The organism is Amycolatopsis orientalis, from assembly GCF_000943515.2.
GTDB classification, from domain to species: Bacteria; Actinomycetota; Actinomycetes; order Mycobacteriales; family Pseudonocardiaceae; genus Amycolatopsis; species Amycolatopsis orientalis.
Map to the genome: position 1 here is coordinate 147,739 of NZ_CP016174.1, position 17,128 is coordinate 164,866.

At 68.0% G+C, this 17,128-nt stretch carries 18 protein-coding genes; 5 read left to right on the forward strand and 13 right to left on the reverse strand.

Annotated elements, in window-relative coordinates; all coding sequences use genetic code 11:
* Positions 1–57: 57 nt before the first annotated feature.
* Positions 58–1,674 (reverse strand): alpha/beta hydrolase, encoded by a 1,617-nt coding sequence (locus SD37_RS00660; RefSeq protein WP_044849429.1) that lies wholly within the window; start codon positions 1,672–1,674, stop codon positions 58–60.
* 203 nt (positions 1,675–1,877) lie between these two features.
* Between SD37_RS00660 and SD37_RS00665 the strand changes: the two genes are divergently transcribed.
* Both SD37_RS00665 and mctP read left to right on the forward strand, forming a co-directional pair.
* Entirely contained in the window at positions 1,878–2,156 is a 279-nt protein-coding gene (locus tag SD37_RS00665) for a DUF3311 domain-containing protein (RefSeq protein WP_037307387.1), read from the forward strand.
* Complete coding sequence (gene mctP / locus SD37_RS00670; RefSeq protein ID WP_044849428.1) at positions 2,153–3,796, forward strand: monocarboxylate uptake permease MctP; 1,644 nt, start codon at positions 2,153–2,155, stop codon at positions 3,794–3,796. The genes SD37_RS00665 and mctP overlap by 4 nt, the downstream gene beginning before the upstream one ends.
* Here the strand turns inward: mctP and SD37_RS00675 are convergent.
* The 8 genes from SD37_RS00675 to SD37_RS00705 form a co-directional block, all read right to left on the reverse strand.
* Positions 3,793–4,425, reverse strand: a complete 633-nt coding sequence (locus SD37_RS00675) for a hypothetical protein (RefSeq protein ID WP_044849427.1) — start codon at positions 4,423–4,425, stop codon at positions 3,793–3,795. The genes mctP and SD37_RS00675 overlap by 4 nt on opposite strands.
* A gap of 202 nt (positions 4,426–4,627) precedes the next feature.
* The gene (locus SD37_RS00680; RefSeq protein WP_044849426.1) at positions 4,628–5,839 is read right to left on the reverse strand and encodes an RNA polymerase sigma factor; all 1,212 of its coding nucleotides are present in this window, start codon (positions 5,837–5,839) and stop codon (positions 4,628–4,630) included.
* Positions 5,836–6,213, reverse strand: coding sequence for a YciI family protein (locus tag SD37_RS00685; protein ID WP_052674782.1), 378 nt, complete (start codon positions 6,211–6,213; stop codon positions 5,836–5,838). Before SD37_RS00685 ends, SD37_RS00680 begins: the two co-directional genes overlap by 4 nt.
* Before the next feature lie 2 nt (positions 6,214–6,215).
* Positions 6,216–6,572, reverse strand: coding sequence for a YciI family protein (locus SD37_RS00690; protein WP_044849425.1), 357 nt, complete (start codon positions 6,570–6,572; stop codon positions 6,216–6,218).
* 69 nt (positions 6,573–6,641) lie between these two features.
* Entirely contained in the window at positions 6,642–7,565 is a 924-nt protein-coding gene (locus SD37_RS00695; RefSeq protein ID WP_044849424.1) for a bifunctional helix-turn-helix transcriptional regulator/GNAT family N-acetyltransferase, read from the reverse strand.
* 238 nt (positions 7,566–7,803) lie between these two features.
* On the reverse strand, positions 7,804–7,953 hold the full coding sequence (locus SD37_RS42990) for a hypothetical protein (RefSeq protein WP_007032374.1): 150 nt from the start codon (positions 7,951–7,953) through the stop codon (positions 7,804–7,806).
* Positions 7,954–8,237: 284 nt separating this feature from the next.
* The gene (locus tag SD37_RS00700) at positions 8,238–9,428 is read right to left on the reverse strand and encodes an ATP-binding protein (protein ID WP_044849423.1); all 1,191 of its coding nucleotides are present in this window, start codon (positions 9,426–9,428) and stop codon (positions 8,238–8,240) included.
* A gap of 112 nt (positions 9,429–9,540) precedes the next feature.
* Positions 9,541–10,302, reverse strand: coding sequence for a MerR family transcriptional regulator (locus tag SD37_RS00705; RefSeq protein ID WP_044849739.1), 762 nt, complete (start codon positions 10,300–10,302; stop codon positions 9,541–9,543).
* Between the two features lie 71 nt (positions 10,303–10,373).
* Here SD37_RS00705 and SD37_RS00710 point away from each other — a divergent pair, with 71 nt between their 5' ends.
* Together SD37_RS00710 and SD37_RS00715 are read left to right on the forward strand one after the other, a co-directional pair.
* Positions 10,374–11,405 carry a glycerophosphodiester phosphodiesterase family protein gene (locus SD37_RS00710; RefSeq protein WP_044849422.1) on the forward strand — a complete coding sequence of 344 codons (1,032 nt, stop codon included), beginning with the start codon at positions 10,374–10,376 and terminating at the stop codon, positions 11,403–11,405.
* 131 nt (positions 11,406–11,536) lie between these two features.
* Positions 11,537–12,043 (forward strand): DoxX family protein, encoded by a 507-nt coding sequence (locus tag SD37_RS00715; protein WP_044849421.1) that lies wholly within the window; start codon positions 11,537–11,539, stop codon positions 12,041–12,043.
* Between the two features lie 72 nt (positions 12,044–12,115).
* Here SD37_RS00715 and SD37_RS00720 read toward each other — a convergent pair whose 3' ends face one another.
* From SD37_RS00720 to SD37_RS00735, 4 genes are all read right to left on the reverse strand, one after another.
* Positions 12,116–12,487 (reverse strand): YciI family protein, encoded by a 372-nt coding sequence (locus SD37_RS00720; protein WP_083254848.1) that lies wholly within the window; start codon positions 12,485–12,487, stop codon positions 12,116–12,118.
* A gap of 98 nt (positions 12,488–12,585) precedes the next feature.
* On the reverse strand, positions 12,586–13,389 hold the full coding sequence (locus SD37_RS00725) for an ABC transporter permease (protein WP_044849420.1): 804 nt from the start codon (positions 13,387–13,389) through the stop codon (positions 12,586–12,588).
* Complete coding sequence (locus SD37_RS00730) at positions 13,386–14,339, reverse strand: daunorubicin resistance protein DrrA family ABC transporter ATP-binding protein (RefSeq protein WP_037307366.1); 954 nt, start codon at positions 14,337–14,339, stop codon at positions 13,386–13,388. The genes SD37_RS00725 and SD37_RS00730 overlap by 4 nt, the downstream gene beginning before the upstream one ends.
* A 70-nt stretch (positions 14,340–14,409) precedes the next feature.
* Positions 14,410–15,699: an acetyl-CoA C-acetyltransferase gene (locus tag SD37_RS00735; RefSeq protein WP_044849419.1), complete on the reverse strand. Its 1,290-nt coding sequence runs from the start codon at positions 15,697–15,699 to the stop codon at positions 14,410–14,412.
* A gap of 92 nt (positions 15,700–15,791) precedes the next feature.
* Between SD37_RS00735 and SD37_RS00740 the strand changes: the two genes are divergently transcribed.
* The gene (locus SD37_RS00740) at positions 15,792–17,126 is read left to right on the forward strand and encodes a 3-oxoacyl-ACP reductase (protein ID WP_044849418.1); all 1,335 of its coding nucleotides are present in this window, start codon (positions 15,792–15,794) and stop codon (positions 17,124–17,126) included.
* Positions 17,127–17,128 lie beyond the last annotated feature (2 nt).

Sequence of the window (17,128 nt, forward strand, 5' to 3'; positions counted from 1 at the left end):
GCGAAAGAAAGGGCCCCGCCGAGCCGAAGCTCGACGGGGCCACAATCCCTGGGGGCATCAGCCGCCCGCGGGCACCGGAAGTGGGAGTCCGGGGAGGCTCTGGTCGTTCGGCACCTTGCCGTCGACGAGGAAGTCCTCCACGACCTTGTCCACACCCGCGTTGCCGCCGGCGTAGATCCCGTGGTCGCCCTCGCCGGTCACGGTGATCATCCGCGAGTTGGCGAACGCGCGGTGGGCACGGGTCGCGCCCTCGATCGGGGTCGCCGGGTCGTGCACCGACTGGACGATCAGCACCGGCGGGACGCCGACGCCGTCGAGCCTCGGCAGGTCGACCGGCTTGTTCTTCCAGAAGATGCACGGCTGGATCAGCCAGCCCGCGCCGAGCAGCGGCAGGTCCTTGTCGATCAGCTTCTGCGACTGCCGGATGACGCTGTTCCGGTTGCCGTACCAGGGGCCCTCGTTGCAGGGGATGGACCAGAAGCTGGCGTTGTAGGAGTCGCCGTCGCTCGGGACGAACAGCGGCTGCGGGCCGATGACGCCGTCACCGTCCACCGTCTCCGCCTTGACCTTCTGCGCGGCCGTGCTCTTCTGCTGCTGGGTCGAGGTGCCCTCGGTCAGCGTCTTCAGGTTGACCAGGTACTCGGCCAGCGCCGGGAAGTTGCGCTTCGAGTAGAGGTACCCCGCGATGGTCGAGTCGAGCGCGTTGGCCGAAACCGGCACGCCGTCCACCTCGACCGGCTTCTGCGTCAGCGCGAAGCGGACCTTCTCGTAGCTCTGGCGCGCGGCTTCACCGGTCTTGCCGAAGCCGTAGACCTTGTCGTACTTGCCCATCCACGGCAGGAAGTCCTGACGCCAGCGGCGCTCGAAGCCGAGCGGCTGCCCGTCGAAGGAGTTCTGCCAGGTGGTGGTGAACTCGGTCGACGAGTCGAGCAGGAACTTGCCGGTCCGGGTGGGGAACTGCTGCGCGTAGTGCGCGCCCATCCAGGTGCCCGCCGAGTAGCCGACCCAGTTGATCTTGTCGCGGCCCAGCAGGACACGAAGCAGGTCGATGTCGCGGATGGTCTGGGCGGTGTTGATGAGGGGGCCCAGCTCGCCGGACTTCACCTGGCACGAGTCCGCCGCGTACTTGGTGGCGTCCAGGATCAGGTTGAGGTTCGCCCGGCTGCGGTCGCGCGGGTCGAGGTCGGAGCCGGTGCCGATCGCGTTGCCGCAGGTGATGTTGGTGCTCTTGCCGGTTCCGCGCGGGTCGAGACCGATGATCTCCTGGTTCGCGCGCAGCTTCGTCTGGTTGCGCAGACGCGCCGGGAAGTTCCGGCCCGGAGCGCCGGGGCCACCGGGGTTCGTGATGACGCTGGCCGTCGCGGTGCCGCTGGTCGCGGCCAGCCTGCTGACGGCGATCGTCAGGTCGATGTTCTCGCCCGGGTTGTACCAGTTGCGCGGCGACCGGTAGGTCGCGCACTCGATGTTCTCGGCCCCCGGAGGCGGCGCGGACGGCAGCTCATTGGCCGTGCATTTGTGCCAGTCCAGCTTCTGGCCCGCGTACTTCGCCGGAATGTTGGTGGAGTTCAGAGGCTGCTGCGTGGCCGCCTCCGGTCCTGCGAACGCAGGAGTGAACCCGGCCAGCATGGTGCCGGCGACAGCCGGGATCACCACCGCATAGCGGAGTTTCTTCATCCGATGCCCCTTTGGTCTTGCGTGCGAAGTTCCTGTTCGCGACTGCGGGCTATTGATATCCGCTCCGGATGCGGGCGGCAACCGCCCTTCGTCGGATCGACGGTGCTGATCAAATCGATATCGGGCACGCGTGACCCAGGTGGGGGAGAGGTTCTAGGGTCATCGGGACCATCCGGGGTTACGGGAATGTTAGGTGAGGTCCGATGGCGTCAGGTAAGGCAGACGGGAAGGTGAAGGGCTTTCAGTTCAGCCCTTGGAACCTCCTGCTGATCATCCCGTTGCTGGTGCTGATCACGTCGTTGTTCAACACGGACGGCCCTCGGCTGTTCGGGATGCCGTTCTTCTACTGGTTCCAATTCGTGTTCGTGGCCGTCGGTGTCCTGTGCACGTGGATCGTCTTCGTGATGACCAAGGACAAGCCGACCAGTGAGCGTCCCGACCGGCTGTCGGTCGACAAGCTCGACGAGGGGGACCTCAAGTGAACGGCATCCAGTGGCCCGAGCTGATCATCTTCACGATCCTCTTCGCGGTCGTCACCGTCCTCGGCTTCGTCGCTTCGCGCTGGAAGGCCGGCAACACCCTCGACCACCTGGACGAATGGGGTCTCGGCGGCCGCAAGTTCGGCTCGTGGATCACCTGGTTCCTGCTCGGTGGTGACCTCTACACGGCGTACACCTTCGTCGCCGTCCCCGCGCTGATGTTCAGCGCCGGCGCGATGGGCATGTTCGCGCTGCCGTACACGATCATCGTCTACCCGATCGTCTTGATGCCGGCGCTGCGCATGTGGTCGGTCTCCCGTGTCCGCGGCTACGTCACGCCCGCCGACTTCGTCCGCGGCCGGTTCGGTTCGCCGACGCTGGCGCTGCTGATCGCGATCACCGGCATCATCGCGACGATGCCCTACATCGCGCTGCAGCTCGTCGGCCTCGAAGCGGTGCTGCGGACGATGGGCATCAACGGCTCCGGCATCATCGGGCACCTGCCGCTGCTGGTCGCCTTCATCATCCTGGCGGTCTACACCTACCAGTCCGGCCTGCGCGCGCCCGCGTTGATCGCGTTCGTCAAGGACATCCTGATCTACCTCGTGATCATCGTGGCGATCATCTACCTGCCCTCGAAGCTCGGTGGCTGGTCGGCGATCTTCGACGCGGCCGACGCGAAGTTCGACAAGTCGCAGTCCCCGGCGGACGGCATCCTGCTCAACGCCAACAACCAGCTGCAGTACGCCACGCTGGCCCTCGGTTCGGCGCTCGCGCTGTTCCTGTACCCGCACTCGCTCACCAGCGTGCTCGCTTCGCGCGGCCGCAGCGTGATCAAGCGGAACATGGTCGCGCTGCCGGCGTACTCGCTGGTCCTGGGTCTGCTGGCGCTGCTCGGTTACGTGGCGATCAGCGCTTCGGTCAAGCCGATCACCAACAACGCCACCGGCAAGCCCGATACGAACACCGTCGTCCCGGTGCTGTTCGACTCGCAGTTCTCGTCGTGGTTCGCCGGGATCGCGTTCGCCGCGATCGGCATCGGCGCGCTGGTGCCCGCGGCGATCATGTCGATCGCGGCGGCCAACCTGTGGACCCGCAACATCTACAAGGAGTACATCAAGAAGAACGCGACGCCGGGCCAAGAGGCGAAGCAGGCCAAGCTCGCTTCGCTGATCGTGAAGTTCGGCGCGGTGGCGTTCATCCTGTTCATCGACCCGCAGTTCTCGATCGACCTGCAGCTCATCGGCGGGGTGCTGATCCTGCAGACGCTGCCCGCGGTGGCGATCTCGCTCTACACACGGTGGTTCCACCGCTGGGGCCTGATCGCGGGCTGGGTCGTCGGCATCGGCTGGGGCCTGATCCTGCTGTACGGCATCCCGAACGCGGCGACCGGCAAGGCGCACTTCGGCGGCTCGGCGCTGGCGCTGGACAAGCTGTCGATCTTCGGCTGGCACCCGTTCAGCGGCTCACAGCTGCAGATCTACGTCGGTTTCGTGGCGCTGCTGGCGAACCTGCTGATCGCGGTGATCTTCACGGTGATCGCGCGGCAGATGAAGGTCTTCAACGGCACGGACGACACCGAGCCCGAGGACTACCACGCCGATGAGCACGACAAGGATCTCCGCGAGATCGGCGTCCACTAATCGCTGACCGAAGAAGCCGCGTCCCGCCGGGACGCGGCTTTTTTCGTGGCCGTGGACGCCGCGAGGTAGAGGACGAACCCGTTCAGCAGGTGCCAGAGGAAATGCGTCCCGGCGGAGAAGTGCCCGCAGACGGTGTGGTCGGTCGTCCGGAACGCGAGGGACACCCCGAAGACCCCCGCGGCGAGCGCGAACCCGCGGCGATCCTCGCCCTTGAGGACGACCGCGAAGACCACGAGCCCGATCAGCGCGGACAGGTACAGGCCGCCGCCCAGCGACGCGACGACGGCGGTGAACGCCAGGAACACGAGGATGCCGAGCCAGGACAGCCCGCGCCGGACCCCGAAGAACACGTGCGGGAACACCGCCGCGCAGTACAGGACGAACACCAGGATGAAGCCGGAATCGGCGGCCGCGGCCCAGCGGGTCGCGAACAGGTGGAAGGCCGTGCTGCCGAGGAACACCAAGCCGATGAGAAGCGCGAAGACGCGGCCGTGGGTTTCCTTGGCCTGCCGCCAGACGGCGATCGCGGCGATCAGGAACGCGAGGTTGCTGAGGCTGTTGAGCGGCTCACCCCAGAGACCCGGCGCGACCCGTTCGCAATAGCCGTCGATGTACGCGGTCCAGTTCACGTGTCCAGATAACCAGGGATGGCGTGCCGTCCCCCAGCCTCCCTCCCCTCGGTTATCCACACGACACCGCCGTTGTGGACAACTCGGCCCCTGATCCTCCACGACCCCGCTCCCCGACACCCCCTCCCGATACGCTGGAGCGGGGCGCGCCCCCCTGGGACGGGTGGGGGGTGGGGTTCGCGCGCGGAGGCCGAAAAGCGGGTCAGGGGGTGCAGGCCGCCAGACGCCGGGTGAGGAAACGGCGTCGCGGCTCCGAGCACGGCAGCGCCAGCGCCCGCCGGTAGTGGACGGCGGCGCGCGCCGGGTCGCCGGCGCGCAGCCACAGCGCGCCGAGGACGGCCGGTAGCAGGGGGTAATCCGGCAGGTCGGCCTCGATGGCCTCGAGTTCGGCGATCCCGACGAAGGCACCGTCCACCATGGACACGGCGATCGCCCGGTTCAGCCGCGCCACCGGCGACGGTCGCAGCGCCAGCAGGTCGTCGTACAGCCCGACGATCCGGCTCCAGTCGGGCGGGGAAGCGGTGCTGTGACACAGCGCGATGGCCGCCTCCACGTGGTAGGCCGACATCTCCGGGCCGGTGCACGCCAGCCCGAACAACCGCGTCCCCTCGGCGATCATCGGATGGTCCCAGCGGTCGCGGTCCTGCTCGTCGAGCAGCAGCAGATCGCCGGCGAGGTCGACCCGCGCGGGCAGCCTGCTCGCCTGCAGCAGCATCAGCGAGACCAGCGCCCGCACCCGGGGCAGATCCGTCTTCGGCTCGGCCAGCAGCAGCCGTCCCAGCCGGATCGCCTCACCGCACAGCTCCCCGCGCACCGCGACCTCACCGGTCGTCGCGTCGTAGCCCTCGTTGAACAGCAGATAGAGCACCGCCAGCACACTGTCCACTCTGGACTCCAGTGCGTCCGGTCCCGGCAGGGTGAGCGGCTTCCCGGAGCGCCGCAGCCACCTCTTCGCCCGCACCAGCCGTTGCGCGACCGTCGCCGGTTTCGTCAGCAGAGCCGCCGCGATCTTGTTCACCCCGAGCCCGCCCACGGTCTTCAGCGTGAGCGCCACCTGTGAGACCGTCGGCAGCGCGGGATGGCAGCACAGCAGCATCAGCACGAGTTCGTCGTCGGTACGCCGGTCGACGTCGTAGCCGTCGAGTTCCACCAGCCGCGGCAGCAGTGCCCGCAGCGCCCGCTCCCGCCGGACGACGTCCATCGCCCGGTTCCGCGCCGCCCGGAACAGCCAGCCCTGCGGATTGTCCGGCACCCCGCACTGCGGCCAGCTGCGCAACGCCTGCTCCAGCGCGTCCGCGACGGCCTCCTCGGCGAGATCGAGCCGTTCGGGGCCGAGCGCCCTGGCCAGCGTGGCGACGATCCGCCCGGCACTGTGCCGGAACAGATGCTCGACCACGCCGGCCGGGCGGTTCACGACCGCTCGAAGCGGCTCAGGTGTTCCTCGCGCGGGGTGTCGAGCTCCAGCGATATCTCGCTGACCACGAACATCCCGACGCCGTCCACCGCGATCGGATGCGTCTCGAACAGCTTCGCCGCTTCGTCGAGATCGGCGGCTTCGACCACGAGATACCCGGCGACGATCTCGCTGGCCTCGGTGAACGGCCCGTCGGTGATCGTCCCGGCGCGCACCACCCGCGATTCCGGGTCGAGCCCGGCGGCCGCGATCAGCCTGCCCGACGCCCGCAGTTCCTCCTGCCACGCGAAGTACCGGTCTATGCCGCTCTCCGTGGCTTGACCCGTGGATTCGGCATCCCGCGGGAAGGTCATCAGACCGACGAATTTCGGCATCGTCAGTCCTCGCAACCGCGCTCGCCGACCTTGCGCACCTCGATCGGCCCGAACCGCAGGTGCGGGTGCGTCGCGAAGATCTTCTCCGCCTGATCGAGATCGTCGGCCTCGATGACCTGGTAGCCGCCGACGATCTCGGTCGCCTCGGTATGCGGACCGTCGGTCGCGCCGACCTCGCCGCCCGAACCACGCAGTACACGGCCGCTCTTCGACAGCCCGCCGCCGCCGACGAACCGCCCCTCCTTCGTCCGCTCGTCGGCCCACGCCAGATAGTTCTCGAGGACGCGTTGTGCCTCGTCGGGGCCGAGATGGTCGTGCGCGTTCTTGGTCGCGCGGATGAATCCGATGTAGTGGGGCATGACTTCCTCCCTGGGATCGATGGTCCCTAGACGAGCAAGCACGCCGCGAATCGACACGATCGCGTCATCTCACAGCTCCAGCCGCCAGGTCTGCCCGGTGAGCTCATAGCCGAAGCCGGGGATCGTCTCTTCGCTGACCAGCTGAAAGCCCGCCTTCTGGTAGATCGCCCGCGCCGCGTCCAGCAGTGAGACCGTCCAGAGTTCGATCGCCGGGTAACCGGACGCTCTCGCGAACTCGACGCATTCGGTGACCAGGCGCTTCCCGACGCCGCGTCCGCGAGCGGCCGGTTCGAGGAGCAGCAGCCGCAGCTTCGCGGTGTGTCCGTCCTCGGCTGGCATGCAGAAGACGCTGCCGACCCGCTCTCCGTCGAGTTCAGCGATCCATCCGGCCTGGCGGGGATCACCGCGATGGTCGGCGTAGTCCGCGACGACCCGCGCGACGAGGGCTTCGAAGCGTTCGTCCCAGCCGTACTCGCGCGAGTAGAGGGCGCCGTGGCGGTGGACCACCCAGCCGAAGTCGCCGGGCCGGGGCGGCCGGAGGACCAGTGTGGGATCGGCCGCGCGTTCGCCGACCAGCGACGTGATCGTGTCCATCGCGCCGAGCAGCCGCTCCTGCTCGTCGTCGGCGAACCGGCCGAGCAGCGAGCCGATCCGGTCCACCGAGCGCGCGTCGAGGATGGCGAAGGCCTTCTTGCCCTCTTCGGTGAGCCGGATGACCTGACGGCGCGCGTCCTCGTCGCTGCGTTCACGGATGAGGAGGCCGCGGCCTTCGAGCCTGACGAGCAGTCTGCTCGCGTAGCCGGCGTCGAGGTCGAGGCGTTTGCGCAGGTCGGTGACCTGGGTCGCATCCTGCTGCGCGAGTTCGAAGAGGACCCTGGCCTCGCTCAGGGAGTACTCGGCGTCGGCCGGTCCTTCGTCGAGGACGCCGATCACGCCGGTGTACAGGCGGTTGAACGCCCGGACGGTCGCCACCCGGTCCGCGGATCCAGTCATTTGACCACCTCAACAGATTCGTTGACTGGGTCAAAGATTACCGCGCGAAGCGGTGACGGCAAGAAATTTCGCGGAAGGATCCGGACATATGGAAACCCCGTGATGCTGCCAGGTCGGGGGTCCGCCAGCATCACGGGGTCGTAGTGGGTATCGACGCGGTGTTCCGCGGCGTTACACCTCACGCACTATGTGTCGTAGGTCACTCTAATGGGCGACACTCACAACGGTGGTTGTCAGGTCAGCGCATGTGCGTGTGACGCGCCTGGGAGATAGCGATGAGCTCCTGACGAACGGTCGCGGTGGCCGCGGTGTCGATCGCCCGGTTCAGCGCCCGGCGAGTACGAGCCTCGGCGCGACGGGCACGGAGCTTGGCGGCGATGTTGTTCATCGGTTAAGTCATCCCCTTGAGGGTCTTGTGTCTTCGTGGCTGTGCTTCTAGTATGCACCCTTTTTCACAAGGAATCCAACGATTATCCGGTGACTTGGCACACCTGCCGATGAATCATCGGCAACGGGAAGGAAAATCCGGAGAGATTTGGTGTCGCCGGTCACTTCTTGGTAACGCTAGCGGTCTCTAGTGTTCGTGCCATACGGCGGAAGAGGGCGCGATGAAGAGGATGGTAGAGCTTTCTACCGCTTTATAGTCCTAGTGCTAGAGAGTGCGAGAGAGATCTAGTCCCGGCCGAGCAGGTAGTGGCCGAAATGCGGGACGGTGAAGGCGATGTGCCCGCGCTCGGCGGAGTACACCAGGCCCTTCTTCATCAGGCTGTCCCGCGCGGGAGACAGCGAAGACGGCTTCCGCCCCAGGTAGACGGCCACATCGGCGGTGCCGGCCGCTTCATCCCGGCCCTGGGTCAGCTCGGCCATCGCGAGCAGGTACTCGCGTTCGGCGGGTGTCGCGCGCTCATAGCGGGAGCCGAAGAAGCCGACCGCGAGTTCCGATTCGGCCTCCGGCGCGGCGACCTGGACGTCCTTCACGGTGATCGGATCGGCGGGGGCCGCGTCCCAGGCGGCCTTGCCGTACGCCTGAATGAAGTAGGGGTAACCGCCGGACGCGTCGAACAGCGCGTCCAGTGCCTCCGGTTCGATCCCCGCGTCTTCCCGCTCGATGGGCGCCATCACCGCGAGGTCGGCGTCTTCGCGCTCGAGCCTGTCGATACGCGCGTAGCGGAAGAGGCGTTCGGAGTACGACTTCGACGCCGAGAGGACGGCGGGCACGTGAGGCAGTCCCGCGCCGACCACGACCAGTGGCGCCCCGGACTGCGAGAGTTCGTGGCAGGCGGCGCAAAGCGCGGAGACGTCCTCGGGCAGCAGATCCTGGATCTCGTCGATCAGCAACGCGACGCCGGTGCCGACGTCGGCCGCCAGCTCCGCGACCTCGGTGAACAGCTCGACCAGATCGATCTCGATGTCGCCGGAATCGGCGCGGCCCTGCGCCGCCGGCACGTCGATCCCGGGCTGCCAGCGATCGCGCAGCTTGGCGTCCGGTTTGTTGGCGCGCAGCGCGAACGCCTTGAGCACGCCGAGTACCTGCTCGACCCGGTCCGGCGCGCGATGGCGCACGGCGAGGTCGCGGATCGCGCGATGCAGCGCGGCCGAGAGCGGTCGCCGGAGTTCGGTGTCGGGACGGGCTTCGATCTTGCCCGCGCCCCAGCCGTGCTTGATGGCCTTCGAGCGCAGCTCGCCCAGCAGCACGGTCTTGCCCACGCCGCGCAGGCCGGTCAGCATCAGGCTGCGTTCGGGTCTCCCGCGCGCGACCCGTTCGAGGACGACCTCGAAGGCCTGGAGCTCACGCATACGACCGGCCAGCTCGGGCGGCCGTTGACCGGCGCCCGGGGCGAAGGGGTTGCGGATGGGATCCACTCTCACACGCTATCGGCGTTTCTAGTGTGGGTCCGATATTCCGCCATAGAGGGATAGGCGTGTCGCGGCGGGTTACGCCGAGTGGACGGGTCTGCAGCCCCGTCCTTCGGTCTTAATCCCGCAGGTTCCGCTCGGCGTAGACCGTCATCGCGTCGCGGATGTACTCCGCGGTTCCCGCACCGTGCTTCTCGTCGTACTGCCCGTAGCGCGGGTCATCGACGTAAAGCTGCCCGAGACCGGCGAAGTAGCCCTTCGACACCGCGCGCACGGCCGGCCGGAGCCAGTCGTACAGCCGCTGCGTGAGCGCCTGCGCCTCGTCGCCGTCGGCAGGAAGGCCCTTCGCGCGGGCTTCCCCGAATGCGGCCGCGATGTCCTTCTGCTCCTGCTGGTGCGCCTTCTTGTCCTCGGCGCTCAGCGACTTCCACCACTGGTCGCCCTGCTTGTAGGCGTCGGCGCCCCAGCGTTCGGTGACCTCTTTCTCGTACTTCGTGTGGTCGAAGCCGTCGAACACTTCCGTTGCCATCAGTCGTTCACCTCTCTCCGTCTTCCTCAAGGTCGTTTTGACCGATTCGATCTGCCGTCCGAGCCGCTGTCGCTCCTGCTCCAGCCACTTCAGGTGCGTGCGTAGCGCCGCCGTCGTGTCCTGCTCCCCTTCGAGGACTTCGCCGATCGCGGGCAGGCTCAGCCCGAGTTCGCGAAGCAGCAGGATCCGTTGCAGCCGCACCAGCGCGTCCTGGTCGTAGTAGCGGTATCCGTTGCTCCCCACCCGGCTCGGTTCGAGTAGCCCGATGTCGCCGTAGTGGCGCAGCGTGCGGCTCGTGGTCCCGGCCGTGCGGGCGATGTCCTGGATCGACCACTCCTTCTCGTTCGGCATGTCCACGACGGTAGAGGTTGACGTTGCGTCAAAGTCAATCGAAGTTCACCCGGCTGTGTCATGGTTCGGCCATGAAGACCTTTGCGCTGGTCATCGCCACCGCGCTCACTCTGACCACGGCCGGGGTCGCCGACGCGCACCCCCGCCGCGCCTTCGACGTCCAGGCCCACCGCGGCGGGCTCGGCCTCACGGTCGAGAGCACGCTCGCGTCGTTCGGCAAAGGGCTGGAACTGGGGGTGACCACCCTCGAACTCGACATCCAGATCACCAAGGACGGTCGCGAGGTGATCACCCACGACCGCAAGACGACACCCGCGAAGTGCCGTGACACCGCACCCGCGACGCCGGGCGACCCGGCGTACCCGTACGTCGGGAAGTACGTGAAGGACCTGACGTTCGCCCAGGTCCGCACGCTGGACTGCGGATCGATCCGCCAGCCGGCGCACCCCGGCCAGACGCTCTCCCCCGGCGCCAAGATGCCGACGCTCGCCGAGTTGTTCCAGCTGGCGCGCGAGCGTCACGCGTGGGGCGTCAAGTTCAACATCGAGACGAAGGTCGAGGCGGCCGCTCCGCAGGAGACCGCCCCGCGTGAGCAGTTCGTCCAGCGGGCGGTGGGCGAGATCCTGCGGTCGGGATTCGCGCGCAACGTCACCGTCCAGAGTTTCGACTGGGGAACGCTGATGCGGCTGCGCGAGGTCGCGCCGTGGCTCCCGGTGGTCGCGCTGACGCAGCCGGAGTTCCTCCAGGTCGGGCAGCCGGGTAAATCGCCGTGGCTCGGCGGCCTCGACATCGACGACTTCGGCGGCAGCCCCGTCCGCGCGGTGAAGTCGTTCGGCGCGAGCGCGCTTTCGCCGGTGCACGGCAATCCGCAGGGCGGCAAGGTCGGCGACCCGGACTACCGGCCGTTCACCACGAAGGCCCTGGTCACCGAGGCGCACCGCGCGGGGATCAAGGTCGTGCCCTGGACGATCGACGACCCGGCCACGATGCACAAGCTCATCGACGACGGCGTCGACGGCATCATCACCGACTACCCGGACAGGCTGCGGGAGGTCGCGGCGGACCACGGGTTCAAGCTGCCGAAGGCGTATCCGGCTCGCTAACGAAATCTAGCGCTGTCTAGTACCAGAGAAATATTCACGGATACCCCGTTAGCGCGGTTCGGCGCCCTGGCAGGCGGGAAGTCTGGGGATAGATTTGCTTTCCCTGGTCCGGATCAAGAAAGGCTACGACCGTGATTCTCCGCCGCGTCGCACGTCCGCTCCTCGCCGCGATCTTCATCTCCGGCGGGATCGGCGCGCTGAGGGACACCCAGGGCCACGCGAAGGCCGCGGAGCCGTTCCTCACCGAGTCCTTCGACAAGCTGGAGGGCGTGGTGCCGGAATCGGTGCCGCGCGACCCCGCCACCCTGGTCCGGATCGACGCGGCGGTGAAGGTCGGCGCCGGAGTCGCGCTCGCCACCGGGCGGGCGCCGCGGCTGGCCTCGCTGCTGCTGCTCGGCAGCCTCGTCCCGACGACGCTGGCCGCGCACCGGTTCTGGGAGATCAAGGAACCGGCCGAACGTCAGCAGCAGCAGATCCAGTTCATCAAGAACGCCAGCCTCGCCGGCGGCCTGTTGCTGGCCGCCGCCGACACCGCGGGCAAGCCCTCGCTCGGCTGGCGCGCCCGCCGGGCCGCGTCGAAGACGGAGAAGCGCGCCGAGAAGCTGGCGAAGCGCGCCGAGAAGGCCATCACGAAGTGACCACCGATGTTATGAACGGGACTTTCATTGCAAATTTTGCAATGAAAGTCCCGTTCATAACACTCGCGGGGGTCACGAGGTGAAGGCGGCGATGTCCTCTTCCTCGACGACCGTCCGGACCTCGACCTCGATCTCGTCGAACAGGGCGGCGTAGGTCTCGGCGAACGAGACGGCCTCGGCCAGATCCTTGGCGTTGATCAGCGCGAACCCGCCGATGACCTCCTTGGCCTCGGTGAACGGGCCGTCGGTCGCGGTGATCTTGCCGCCGCGCACCTTGCGGACCTTCGCGCCCCGCTCCGACGGGTGCACACCCTCCGCCGTGATCAGGATGCCCTTCTCGAACGAGTCCTGGATGAAGGCGCCCATCTGCTCGATGAACTCCTTGCTCGGGTTCCAGGCTTCCGGGGCGCTCTCGTCGAGCCGGTGCATCATCAGAAACCGCATCGCTGCTCCTCAGTGTCTTGGCGGGGCTGTTTCTACCCCGCCTTCACCAGCGCGTCGAGCGGCTCGACGGCGGTTCGACATTTCTGCCGAAAAAATTTTCAGCGGCTCGCGACCTTCTTGTACTGGGCCGTCGCCAGGGGCGCGAAGATCGCGATGATGGCGACGCAGCACAGGATCGCGTACAGCGAGGCGTGCTCGGCGGGCCAGCCCGTCGGCGGCGCGCCGAAGCGGTTCCCGAACAGGTCGCGGGCCGAGTTGATCACCGCGGTGAACGGGTTCCAGTCGGCGATCGCCTTCAGCACCCCGGGCAGCTTGTCCGCCGGGACGAACGCGGTCGAGATGAAGCTCAGCGGGAACATCCACATCAGCCCGGCGCTCTGCGCGACCTCGACACTGCGCGCGACGAGCCCGATCCAGGCGCCGACCCAGGACAGCGCCCAGGCGAACATCAGCATCACCAGGTACCCGAGCACCGCGTCGAGGAAGCTGCCGCGGATCCGCCAGCCGACGAGCAGCCCGCACAGCGACATGACGATCAGTGCCACCACGCTGATCACCAGATCCGATGTCGTCCGGCCGAAGATCACCGCGAGGCGCGAGATCGGCAGGGAGCGGAACCGGTCGATGATGCCCTTCTGCAGGTCGTTCGCGAACCCGATCACGGTGAACGCCGAGTTGAACGCGACCGTCTGCGCGAAGATGCCGGCGATCAGGAACTCGCGGTACGCGAGCCCGCCCGCTTCGCCGCCGATCGCGTCGCCGAAGACATACGCGAACAGCAACACGAACATGATCGGCTGCAGGGTCGCCGCCATCAGCCAGTCCGGGTTGCGCTGGACGTTCTTCAGATTCCGCCAGGTGATCACGCCACCGTCGGAGAAGGCCTTCGCGACCGCGCTCACTGCTTTTCTCCCTCGTCCGTGGCGTGCCCCGTCAGCGAAAGGAAGACGTCGTCGAGCGTCGGCCGGTGCAGTGCGACGTCCTGGACGGCGACGCCGTGGCCGTCCAGCCGTCGCAGCGCCTCGATCAGCGCCTTCGGTCCGCCCTCGACCAGGACGTCGACCTTGCGGGTGTGCTCGTCGACCGTCGGTGTCCCCGAGCCGACCTCGGTGAGCACCTGCGTGGTGATGGCGAGATCGCTCGTTTCCGCCACGACCAGCTCCAGCCGCTCGCCGCCGATCTCCTGCTTGAGTTCGTCGGCCGTGCCGCGGGCGATGACCTTCCCCTTGTCGATCACCACGATCGAGTCGGCGAGCTGATCGGCCTCCTCCAGGTACTGCGTGGTCAGCAGGACCGTGGTGCCGTCGGCGACGAGTTCCTTGATGACCTCCCAGGTGTCGATCCGGCCGCGCGGGTCGAGCCCGGTGGTCGGTTCGTCGAGGATCACCACGGTCGGCTCGGCGACCAGCGCACCCGCGAGGTCGAGCCTGCGCCGCATCCCGCCGGAGTACGTCTTGGCCGGCCTGTCGGCCGCGTCCTCCAGCCGGAACCGCGCCAGCAGTTCCCGCGCCCTGGCCTTCGCCGCGGCCTTCTTGCTCCCGTACAGCCTGCCGACCATGTACAGGTTCTCGAACCCGGTGAGGTTCTCGTCCACGGCGGCGTACTGCCCGGAGAGCCCGATCGACCGCCGGACGGCGTCGGGCTGGGCCAGCACGTCATGCCCGGCCACCTCCGCTTCGCCCGAATCCGGGCGAAGCAGCGTGGTCAGGATGCGGACCGTCGTCGTCTTGCCGGCGCCGTTCGGCCCCAGCAGGCCCAGCACCTTGCCCGTCGGGATCGACAGATCGACCCCGTCGAGCGCCCGTGTGGACCCATAGGTCTTGACCAGCGCTTTCGCCTGAACCGCGAACATGCGGACAAACTAGACCCCGGCGCCGACAAAGGCACCGGGGTTTTTCCCGGATCCGCTCCGCGCGAACGGACTATTTCTCGAGGATCGCGGTGATGCCCTGGCCGCCCGCCGCGCAGATCGAGATGAGGCCGCGGCCGGATCCCTTCTCGTTCAACAGCTTCGCGAGCGTGGCGACGATACGGCCGCCGGTCGCGGCGAACGGGTGCCCGGCCGCCAGCGACGAACCGTTGACGTTCAGCTTCGCCCGATCGATGGACCCGAGCGGCTCGTCGAGGCCCAGCTTCTGCTTGGCGAACGCCGGGTCCTCCCACGCCTTGAGGGTCGCGAGCACCTGCGAGGCGAAGGCCTCGTGGATCTCGTAGAAGTCGAAGTCCTGCAAGGTGAGCCCGGCGCGTTCGAGCATCCTCGGGACCGCGTACGCGGGCGCCATCAGCAGCCCTTCTTCACCGTGGACGTAGTCGACGGCGGCGGTCTGCGAGAACGTCAGGTACGCCAGCACCGGCAGCTTCCGGGCTTTCGCCCACTGCTCGGTGGCGAGCAGGACGGTCGAAGCGCCGTCGGAGAGCGGCGTCGAGTTGCCCGCGGTCATCGTGCCGTCGGGGCCGCCGAAAGCGGGCTTCAGCTTCGCGAGCTTCTCGACACTGGAGTCCGGCCGCAGGTTCTGGTCGCGGGCGAGCTTCAGGTACGGCGTCACCAGGTCGTCGAAGAAACCGCTGTCGTACGCGGCGCCCAGGCGCTGGTGGCTGGTGGCGGCGAGTTCGTCCTGTGCCTCGCGTGTGATGTCCCAGACCTTCGCGGTCAGCGCCGCGTGCTCGCCCATGGAGAGGCCGGTGCGCGGCTCGGAGTTGCGCGGGATCTCGGGGACGATGTGCCCGGGGCGCAGCTTCGCGGCGAGCTTCAGCCGTTCGGGGAGCGTCTTCGCGGCGTTGAGCTGCACGAGGATCTGACGCAGGTCGTCGTTGACCGCCAGCGGGGCGTCGGATGTGGTGTCGACGCCGCCCGCGATGGCCGAATCGATCTGGCCGAGGGCGATCTTGTTCGCGACGTTGACGATCGCCTGCAGGCCGGTGCCGCAGGCCATCTGCACGTCGGAGGCCGGGGTGGCGGGGTTCAGCCTGCTGCCGAGGACGCTTTCGCGGGCGAGGTTGAAGTCACGGGCGTGCTTGAGCACGGCGCCGGCGGCGACCTCGCCGATCACCTCGTCCTGCAGGGAGAAGCGGCTGACCAGGCCGTCGAGGGCGGCCGTGAACATGTCCTGGTTCGACGCCTTCGAGTACGGACCGTTCGAACGGGCGAAGGGGATCCGGTTGCCGCCGATGATCGCGACCTTGCGCACGGGTGCCGTCCTTTTCGTGGCCATTTTTTCCACTCCTCCGTAGGCTCTCTCACACTGTAACCTACTAGCGAGTAGGTTAGAATGCGACGTGATGCAAACTGCACGGGAGGCAAGCGATGGCTGACAGGTACCAGCAGTTCACGAAATCCCCGGTGGGGAAGTTCGTGGTGCCGAAGCTCGGCCTGCCGAACCCCGCGACGCTCCGCCGGTACAAGCCCGGCCAGCCCGCCCTCGAGGGTCCCGCACTTCTCGGCTCCGCGCCGGGTGGTCGCCTCGAAAAGGTGGTCGAGGCGCAGCTGGACCGCGCGGGTATCGACGTCGTCTCGACGGCGGCCGGCAAGCACGCCGCACTCGTCTTCGACGCGACAGGCGTGAAGGACCCGAAGCAGCTTCGCGAGGTCTACAACTTCTTCCACCCCGTGATCCGCAGCGTCGGGCCGTCGGGCCGGGTCGTCGTCCTCGGCACCCCGCCCGAGCTGGCGGAGGGGCACGAGCGGATCGCTCAGCGCGCGCTCGAAGGCTTCGTCCGCTCCGTCGGTAAGGAACTGAAGCGCGGCGCGACCGCCCAGCTCGTGTACGTCGCCGAAGGTGCCGAAGAGGCCGCCGAGTCCACGCTCCGGTTCCTGCTGTCGGCGAAGTCCGCCTTCGTCGACGCCCAGGTCATCCGCGTCGGCACCGAGACCAAGACCGCCTCCGCCCCGGCCGACTGGGCGAAGCCGCTCGACGGCAAGGTCGCGCTGGTGACCGGCGCCTCCCGCGGCATCGGCGCCGCCATCGCCGAGGTGCTGGGCCGCGACGGCGCCCACGTCGTCGCGCTCGACATCCCCGCGCAGGGCGCGGATCTGTCCAAGGTGGCCAACAAGGTCGGCGGCTCCTCGCTGCAGCTGGACATCACCGCCGCCGACGCGCCGGAGAAGCTCGCCGAGTACCTGACCAGCCGCCACGGCGGCGTCGACATCGTCGTGCACAACGCGGGCATCACCCGCGACAAGACGCTGGGGAACATGACCGAAGGCGGCTGGGACTCGGTCATCGCGGTGAACCTCGCTTCGCAGCTCGCGGTGAACGAGAAGCTCCTGTCCGCCAAGGTGCTGCACGAGAACGGCCGGATCATCGGCGTCTCGTCGATCGCGGGCATCGCGGGCAACGTCGGCCAGACCAACTACGCCACCAGCAAGGCGGGCGTGATCGGCATGGTGAACGACGGCGCGCCGAAGCTCGCCGAGTACGGCGGCACGATCAACGCGGTCGCGCCCGGTTTCATCGAGACCAAGATGACCGCGGCGGTCCCGCTGTTCATCCGCGAGGCCGGACGACGGCTGTCGAGTCTCGGCCAGGGCGGGCTGCCGGTGGACGTCGCCGAGACGATCGCCTGGTACGCGAACCCCGCGTCGGCCGCGGTCAACGGCAACGTGGTCCGCGTCTGCGGCCAGGCCCTGCTGGGGGCGTGAGC